Here is an 8,160-nt window from a genome sequence, read left to right as displayed (position 1 = left end):
GTCACGTCCGGCCGAGGTCGTCACGCCGACCTGACGACCTCGGCTCGAGCTGACGACCTCGCGCCCTCCGCCCGACGGGTGCGCCGACAGCGAAACGGGGCGTCAGCGGGACGAACGGGCACCTGGGCGGGCGTTAGGGTCGGCGCAAGCACACCAAGCCTGACGAGGGAGCCTTCGTGAACGACCAGACGCCGGCGATCGCCCGGGCCGAGTCCGGGGGACTCGGCCTCAACGACTCCATCTACAACCGGCTCCTCAAGGAGCGGATCATCTGGCTCGGCTCGGAGGTCCGCGACGAGAACGCGAACGCCATCTGCGCGCAGATGATGCTGCTCGCGGCGGAGGACCCCGAGAAGGACATCTTCCTGTACATCAACTCGCCCGGTGGCTCGATCACGGCCGGCATGGCGATCTACGACACCATGCAGTACATCCAGCCGGACGTGGCGACGGTCGCGATGGGCATGGCCGCGTCGATGGGGCAGTTCCTGCTCTCGTCCGGCGCGAAGGGCAAGCGCTACGCCACCCCGCACGCCCGCGTGATGATGCACCAGCCGTCCGGCGGCATCGGGGGCACCGCGACGGACGTCCGCATCAACGCCCAGCTCATCCTGCACATGAAGACCGTGCTGGCCGAGCTGATCGCCGAGCAGACCGGCAAGACGGTCGAGCAGATCACCGCCGACTCGGACCGCGACCGCTGGTTCACCGCCCCCGAGGCGCTCGAGTACGGGTTCGTCGACAAGGTCGTGACCCACGCGGGCGCCGTCACCGGCGGCGGCGGCACCGCCTCCTGACGCGCCCCGCCGACCGACAGACCCCGCAGAAGGAGAACCCGTGAGCACCGAGTCGCAGTTCATCGCCCGCGCCGGGCGCCTCGCCGGCGGCTGGGGCGGCACCGCGCCCGCCCTGGCGCCGTCGTCCCGCTACGTGCTGCCCCAGTTCGAGGAGCGCACCGCGTACGGCTTCAAGCGGCAGGACCCGTACACCAAGCTGTTCGAGGACCGCATCATCTTCCTCGGCGTGCAGGTGGACGACGCCTCCGCGGACGACATCATGGCCCAGCTCCTGGTCCTGGAGTCCACGGACCCGGACGGCGTCATCACGCTGTACATCAACTCGCCCGGTGGCTCGTTCACCGCGCTGACCGCGATCTACGACACGATGCAGTACATCAAGCCGCAGATCCAGACCGTGTGCCTCGGGCAGGCGGCCTCCGCGGCGGCCGTGCTGCTGGCGGCCGGCACGCCGGGCAAGCGGCTCGCGCTGCCGAACGCCCGCGTGCTGATCCACCAGCCCGCGATGGAGGGCGGCGGCTACGCCCAGGCGTCCGACATCGAGATCCACGCGAACGAGCTGATCCGGATGCGCGAGTGGCTCGAGGAGACCATCGCGCACCACACCGGCCAGCCGCTGGACAAGGTCCGCCAGGACATCGAGCGCGACAAGATCCTCACCGCCGCGCAGGCGCACGAGTACGGGATCGTCGACCAGGTGCTCGCCAGCCGCAAGGGCGTCACCGCCACGACCGTCGAGCCGTGACCGGTCCCCGCAGGCCCGTCCCACCCGGCTGAGCCGGGGCGGGGCGGGCCTGCGGGCCACCCGCCCGGGGGTCGTCGGCGCGACACGCCCGACACCCGGATGCGCGCAGGGGAGACACCGCGCCCGCCGTGGTGTGCAATGGTCGGATGGCGGCGACGCAGCCGGCGCCGTGACGGCGGGCCGCACGCACCGCGCGCACGACGCACCACGCACGACGAGACGCAGGACGACGCGACCGCAGCGGTCGCAACCGAGGGAAGGGGACGCACGTGGCTCGCATCGGGGACGGCGCGGACCTTCTCAAGTGCTCGTTCTGCGGGAAGTCGCAGAAGCAGGTGAAGAAGCTCATCGCGGGTCCGGGCGTCTACATCTGCGACGAGTGCATCGAGCTCTGCAACGAGATCATGGAGGAGGAGCGGGCGGAGGCCACCGAGATCGGCATGGTGGAGCTCCCCAAGCCGAAGGAGATCTTCGCGTTCCTCGAGCAGTACATCGTGGGGCAGGACGCCGCGAAGCGGTCGCTGGCCGTCGCCGTCTACAACCACTACAAGCGGATCCAGGCCGGCGAGGCGACCCCGACGGTGGGGACCGGCCAGGCCGAGGACTCCGTCGAGATCGCGAAGTCGAACATCCTGCTGATCGGCCCGACGGGCTGCGGCAAGACGTACCTCGCGCAGACGCTCGCCCGGATGCTCAACGTCCCGTTCGCGATCGCGGACGCCACGGCCCTCACCGAGGCGGGCTACGTCGGCGAGGACGTCGAGAACATCCTGCTCAAGCTCATCCAGGCCGCCGACTTCGACGTGAAGAAGGCCGAGACCGGGATCATCTACATCGACGAGATCGACAAGATCGCCCGCAAGAGCGAGAACCCGTCGATCACGCGGGACGTGTCCGGCGAGGGCGTGCAGCAGGCGCTGCTGAAGATCCTCGAGGGCACGACGGCGTCCGTCCCGCCGCAGGGCGGCCGCAAGCACCCGCACCAGGAGTTCATCCAGATCGACACGACGAACGTGCTGTTCATCGTCGCGGGCGCCTTCGCGGGGCTGGACGAGATCATCACGTCGCGCGCCGGGCGGCGCGGGATCGGCTTCGGCGCCCCGCTGCACACCGCGGACGACCGCGACGTGTACGGCGACGTCATGCCGGAGGACCTGCTGAAGTTCGGGCTGATCCCCGAGTTCATCGGCCGCGTCCCGGTCATCACGACGGTCTCGCCGCTCGACCGGGACGCGCTCGTGCGGATCCTCACCGAGCCGCGCAACGCCCTGGTGAAGCAGTACCAGCGGATGTTCGACATCGACGGCGTGCAGCTCGAGTTCACCGACGACGCCGTCGGGGCCATCGCGGACCAGGCGCTGCTGCGCGGCACCGGTGCCCGCGGCCTGCGCGCCATCATGGAGGAGGTCCTCCAGCAGGTGATGTTCGAGGTGCCGAGCCGCGACGACGTCGAGCGCGTCGTGGTGAACCGCGAGGTCGTGCTGGAGAACGTCAACCCCACCCTGGTGCCGCGTCAGGCGCCGGCCAAGCGCACGCCCCGCGAGAAGAGCGCCTGAGGCCGGCGGCGCGCCCCCTACGATCGGGGGCGTGACGACACCGGCCTCCAGCACCCCGCCCCCCGAGCTCGCGCGGCTGCGCGGCAGCATCGACAACATCGACGCCGCGCTGATCCACCTGCTCGCCGAGCGGTTCAAGGCCACGCAGCAGGTCGGCGTGCTCAAGGCCCGCCTCGGGCTGCCCGCGTCCGACCCGGGGCGCGAGGCGCAGCAGGTCGCCCGGCTGCGGGACCTCGCCCGCCAGGCCGACCTCGACCCGGTGTTCGCGGAGAAGTTCCTCGCGTTCATCGTCGAGGAGGTCATCCGCCACCACGAGGCGATCGCCGCCGGCCCCGACGGACGGCAGACCGGGCCGGACGCGGTCTGAGCGGACCTGCGGGCCCGCGGGACGCACCAGCGCGGACGCGGGTGCGCCGAGGGGTGGCGCGAGCGGCCCGGCTGTCAGAGGGTGGGAGGGGTCAGGACCGGTCGGCCGGTGCGGCCCGGCAGGCGCCCCGCCGGTGGACCGACCCACCCGAACCCTCGGAGGTCGCTCGTGGAACTGCACTGGCTCAAGCCCCTGCTCGGCCGTCCCGCCCCGTTCGTGACGGTCCACCTGGACGCCACCCGCGCGGACGCGTCCGGTGACGAGGAGGTCGCGGGCCGCTGGCGGGCGTTGCGCAAGGAGCTCGAGCGCTCGGGTGCGGCCGTCGCCGTGCTCGACGACATCGAGGGTCGGGTGACCCGTCCGACCGGGGTCGCCGGGCCGCACGGGCGCGTGGTGATCGCGGACGCCGAGGGCGTCGTCGTGGACCGCGTGCTCAAGGAGTCGCCGGCGCAGTCGACGGCGGTGCTCGACGACGTGCCGGTGCTGCTGCCGGCCGTGCGTGCCGCCGACCAGGCGACCCGGTTCCTGCTCGTCGAGGTGGACCGGCAGGGCGCGGACCTCACGTGGTCCGACGGGTCGGGCCTGAAGTCGGCGCAGAAGGAGACGGTCGAGGGCGACCACGACGAGCTGCGCAAGGTCAAGGAGACGGGCGACGGCTGGAAGAGCCGGCGCGTGCAGATGCGCGCCGAGGACTCCTGGGAGCGCAACGCCGAGACCGTCGCGGCCGACCTGGACCGCCAGGTGGTCGAGAAGAAGCCGGAGATCGTGCTGGTGACCGGCGACGTGCGGGCGGTGTCGCTGCTGTGCCACGCCGTCGCGCCGCGCACGCGTGACCTCGTCGTGGAGGTGCCGGGCGGCTCGCGCGCCGACGGGGTCAAGCAGGAGGTGTTCCACCAGCGCGTCGCGCAGGCCCTCGAGGCGTTCCGGCAGCGGCGGCGGGAGGAGACGCTGGCGCGGTACCGCGAGGAGCTCGGGCGCGGGGGAGCGGCCGTCACCTCCGTGGACGACGTCGTGACCGTGCTGCAGCGCGGTCAGGTGCGGGAGCTCGTGCTGCACGAGGACGTCACGCTGCCGGGCTCGTCCCTGGCGGACCGGCACCTGTGGGTGGGCCCGGAGCCGCTGCAGATCGCGTCGCGCGAGGCCGACCTGGAGGGCATCGGCGTGACGTCGGGCGTCCGGCGCATGCCCGCGGACGTCGCGCTGCTGCGTGCCGCGCTCGGGCAGGACGCGGGCCTGACGATCGCGCTCGACGGCCAGGTGGAGCTGGTCGACGGCGTCGGCGCGGTGCTGCGGTGGAACGACGACTCCACGCCGAGCGAGGCCGTGCCCACGTCCTCGGAGGACCAGCGCCGGCTGCACCGCGTGGTGTGACCGCACGCGAGGGCGGTGTCCGGCAGGGGTCGGACGCCGCCCTCGCGGCTGCTCAGGGGAGCGTGGCGGTCCAGTCGCCGTCGGCGAGCACCACCACGACCGACGGGCCGGCGGACAGCGGCGCGGTGCCGGACCAGGCACCGACCTGGTCGGCGAGCAGGGCGGTGGCGTACTGCTCACCGGCCTGCTCGAACACCAGGAACCCGGAGGTGCCGGCGTGGCTGAGCGCCACGTCGCCACCCGGGCCGTCGTACAGGAACACGCCGTCGCCGTGGCCGGACGCCGGCAGGGCGGCCGACTGCCCGACCGGGGAGATGGTGAGCGACCACGGGCCGCCCGCGGTGACCTGGAGCGCCTCGGGCTCGGTGGCCGCCGTGAGCCCCAGCGGCAGCGTGCCGGCGTACGGGCCGGTGATCTCGACGAGCAGCTCGGCCTCGCTGCCGTCCACGTCGACCACGGACAGCCGGAAGTCGCCCGGGCCGTCGTAGGTCACCTGCACCGCGCCGTAGAACACGCCGTCCGGCAGCGTGATCGAGGCGTCGCCGGTGCCCGACTGCTGCACGGGGACGTAGGTGCCGTAGCCCTCCAGGGCCCAGCCCATCACGTCGACGACCGGGGCGCCGTCCGCGGAGGCCGGCTGCTCGGCGTCGTCCAGGGCGTCCTGCGCCGCCTCCTCGGCCGCCTGCTGCTCGGCGGCCAGGTCCTGCGCCAGGTCGTCGGCGGCCTGCGCGGCGGCCTGCTCGACGGCCTCCTGGGCGGCGGACGCCGCGAGCGTGCCGGCCACGATCCCGCCGACGCCGGACAGCACCACCCAGATGCCCGTGACGACCCACGCCGTCACGCGGTGGCGCTGGTAGCCCGCGAGCCGCCGGCCCTGCCGGTCGCGCTGCACCCCGGTCAGCACCAGGACGAGGTCGACCAGCGACCAGACGCCGAGGCCGCCCACCGTGAGGAGCTTCGCGATGCCGGTGCCGACCTTGCCGAGGTAGAACCGGTCCACGCCGAGGGAACCGAGCAGCAGCGCGAGCAGCCAGGTGGCGACGAACGACTTGTCCGACTCCGGCTCGGCCGCGCCGGGCCACGGGGCGCCCCCGGGGTACCCGGGGGCGGGCGGGTACGCCGGGCCGGACGGGTACCCCTGCGGGCCCGGGTACGGGTACCCCTGCGGGCCCGCGTCACCCGGCCCGGCCGGTGCGCCCGCCCCGGTCGTCCACGCCGCGCCCGGAGCCTCCGGTGCCGGCCCGGGCGTCCACGCGCTCGTCGGCGACGGCGGGGCGGGCGGCTGGGACGGTGCCGGCTCGGGAGGCGTCAGGGACATGGCGGTGCTCCGGGATGTCGTCGGGTCGCGGGAGTCGCCCGCGGGCCGAGGCTAGGGGCTGGCTGTGACCCCCGTCGGCCGGTCCGGGGGTGAAGCACCGCGCGAACGGGTGAACGGCGTCCCGCGCGCGTCACTTCTCGCGGGTGTCGACGTACAGCTCCTCGACGTCCGCGGCGAAGTCCTTCAGCACGAGGGCGCGCTTCACCTTGAGCGACGGCGTGAGGTAGCCGTTGGCCTCGGTGAAGTCGCCGTCGAGCACGCGCACCTTCCGGATGGACTCCGCGCGTGACACGGCCTCGTTGGCCCGGGCGGCGGCGCGGTCCAGGGCGGCGAGCACCTGCGGGTGCCGGGCGGCGGCGCGCACGTCCATCGGGGGCAGGCCGTGCATGGACAGCCAGCCGGGCAGCATGTCGGCGTCCAGGGTGACGAGGGCGCCGATGAAGGGGCGGCCGTCCCCGACCACGACGACCTGGCTGACGAGGGGGTGGCCGCGGAACCGGTCCTCCAGCACCGCGGGCGCGACGTTCTTGCCGCCCGCGGTGACGATGAGCTCCTTGGCCCGCCCGGTGAGCCGCAGGTAGCCGTCGTCGTCGAGCGTGCCGATGTCACCGGTGGCGAACCAGCCGTCCCGCAGCACCTCCGCGGTGGCCTCGGCGTTGTCGTGGTAGCCGCGGAACACGTGCGGGCCCTTGGCGTACACGTTGCCCTCGTCGTCGACGCGCAGCGACGTGCCGGGGTACGCGGGGCCGACGGTGCCGATCTTGATGAGCCCGGGCCGGTTCACGCTGGAGGGCGCCGTCGTCTCGGTGAGCCCGTAGCCCTCGAGCACCACGAGGCCGAGCCCGCGGAAGTAGTGGCCGAGGCGCTCGCCGAGCGGCGCGCCGCCCGAGATGGCGTACCGCAGCGCGCCGCCCATGGCGTCCTTGAGCTTGCGCAGCACGAGCGCCGTCGCCACGGTGTGGGCCGCGCGGAGCTGCGCGGACGGGCCGGCCGGCGTGTCGAGCGCGCGCGAGTAGGTGATGGAGACCTTCGCCGCCCAGCGGAACATCTTGAGCCGGAACCCGTGGCCGGCCTTCTGCTCCGCGGAGTTGTAGACCTTCTCGAACACCCGCGGCACCGCGAGGATGTACGTCGGCCGGAACGACGCGAAGTCGGCGAGCAGGTTCCGGGTGTCCGGCGTGTGGCCGAGCGGGGAGCCCGCCTCGATCGCGACCATCTGGATGAATCGCGCGAACACGTGCGCCAGCGGCATGAACAGCAGGGTGCGCGAGCCCGGGGTGGCGCAGACCTCGGCGAGCGCGGCCACGCCGTTGCGCGCGTTGTCGACGAAGTTGCCGTGCGACAGCTCGACGCCCTTCGGGCGGCCGGTGGTGCCGGAGGTGTAGATGATCGTCGCGAGGTCGTCCGCGGCGGCCAGGGAGCGTCGCCGCTCGATCTCCGCGTCGGCCACGTCGGACCCGCCCGCGACGAGCTGGGCGAGGCCGCCCTCGTCGATGACGGACACGTCCCGCAGGCCCGGCACGGCGTCCCGCACCTGCGCGACCACGGCGGCGTGCGCGGCGGTCTCGACGACGGCGAGCGACGCCCCGGAGTTCGACAGGATCCACTCGACCTGCTCCGCGGACGACGTCTCGTACACCGGCACGCCCACGCCGCCCGCGAACCACACGGCGAAGTCCGTGAGGGTCCACTCGTAGCGGGTGCGCGACATGATCGCCACGCGGTCCCCGGGCTCGAGCCCGCGCGCCACCAGGCCCTTGGCGAGCGCCGTGACCTCCGAGACGAACTCCGCGACGGTCACCGGCGCCCAGGACCCGCCCAGCCCGGTCGACCGCTCGATGACGACGCTCGACGCCCCGCGCTCGAGGCGCCGCAGCAGCAGCCCCGGGACGTTCAGGGCGGGGTCGTGCGGGACGGGGGTGTCGGCGCTGAACTCGCGCATCGGTGCTCCTGGTCGACGGGTGGGGGCCACGAGGTCGCCACGGTCCACCGCGACGTCCGGCCGG

At 73.5% G+C, this 8,160-nt stretch carries 7 protein-coding genes; 5 read left to right on the top strand and 2 right to left on the bottom strand.

Annotation, left to right across the window (positions count from 1 at the left end; genetic code table 11):
- Positions 1–176: 176 nt before the first annotated feature.
- The 5 genes from AAHH18_RS05340 to AAHH18_RS05320 all read left to right on the top strand — a co-directional run bounded on the left by AAHH18_RS05340 (position 177) and on the right by AAHH18_RS05320 (position 4,836).
- A complete protein-coding gene (locus tag AAHH18_RS05340; protein WP_222171979.1) occupies positions 177–797 on the top strand; it encodes an ATP-dependent Clp protease proteolytic subunit in 621 nt (206 codons plus the stop codon).
- A gap of 40 nt (positions 798–837) precedes the next feature.
- Entirely contained in the window at positions 838–1,542 is a 705-nt protein-coding gene (locus tag AAHH18_RS05335; RefSeq protein WP_283320761.1) for an ATP-dependent Clp protease proteolytic subunit, read from the top strand.
- A 269-nt stretch (positions 1,543–1,811) separates the two neighbouring features.
- Positions 1,812–3,098 carry an ATP-dependent Clp protease ATP-binding subunit ClpX gene (gene clpX, locus AAHH18_RS05330; protein ID WP_283320760.1) on the top strand — a complete coding sequence of 429 codons (1,287 nt, stop codon included), beginning with the start codon at positions 1,812–1,814 and terminating at the stop codon, positions 3,096–3,098.
- A gap of 31 nt (positions 3,099–3,129) precedes the next feature.
- Entirely contained in the window at positions 3,130–3,465 is a 336-nt protein-coding gene (locus AAHH18_RS05325) for a chorismate mutase (protein ID WP_283320759.1), read from the top strand.
- A gap of 168 nt (positions 3,466–3,633) precedes the next feature.
- Positions 3,634–4,836, top strand: a complete 1,203-nt coding sequence (locus AAHH18_RS05320) for a baeRF2 domain-containing protein (RefSeq protein WP_343300840.1) — start codon at positions 3,634–3,636, stop codon at positions 4,834–4,836.
- 52 nt (positions 4,837–4,888) lie between these two features.
- On the opposite strand, the gene AAHH18_RS05315 is transcribed toward AAHH18_RS05320, so the two are convergent.
- Both AAHH18_RS05315 and AAHH18_RS05310 read right to left on the bottom strand, forming a co-directional pair.
- Complete coding sequence (locus AAHH18_RS05315) at positions 4,889–6,154, bottom strand: TM2 domain-containing protein (RefSeq protein ID WP_343300839.1); 1,266 nt, start codon at positions 6,152–6,154, stop codon at positions 4,889–4,891.
- A 130-nt stretch (positions 6,155–6,284) separates the two neighbouring features.
- Positions 6,285–8,096, bottom strand: a complete 1,812-nt coding sequence (locus AAHH18_RS05310; protein ID WP_283320756.1) for an AMP-dependent synthetase/ligase — start codon at positions 8,094–8,096, stop codon at positions 6,285–6,287.
- Positions 8,097–8,160 lie beyond the last annotated feature (64 nt).

Origin of the sequence: Cellulomonas olei (assembly GCF_039548315.1) — a bacterium.
GTDB lineage: Bacteria > Actinomycetota > Actinomycetes > Actinomycetales > Cellulomonadaceae > Cellulomonas.
The sequence above is the reverse complement of the archived record's forward strand: the minus strand, read 5'-3'. Positions and strand labels throughout refer to the sequence as shown.

Excerpts from the sequence above, each read along its gene's own strand:
- AAHH18_RS05315 (WP_343300839.1), bottom strand. The coding sequence starts at position 6,154 with ATGTCCCTGACGCCTCCCGAGCCGGCACCGTCCCAGCCGCCCGCCCCG.
- AAHH18_RS05310 (WP_283320756.1), bottom strand. The coding sequence starts at position 8,096 with ATGCGCGAGTTCAGCGCCGACACCCCCGTCCCGCACGACCCCGCCCTG.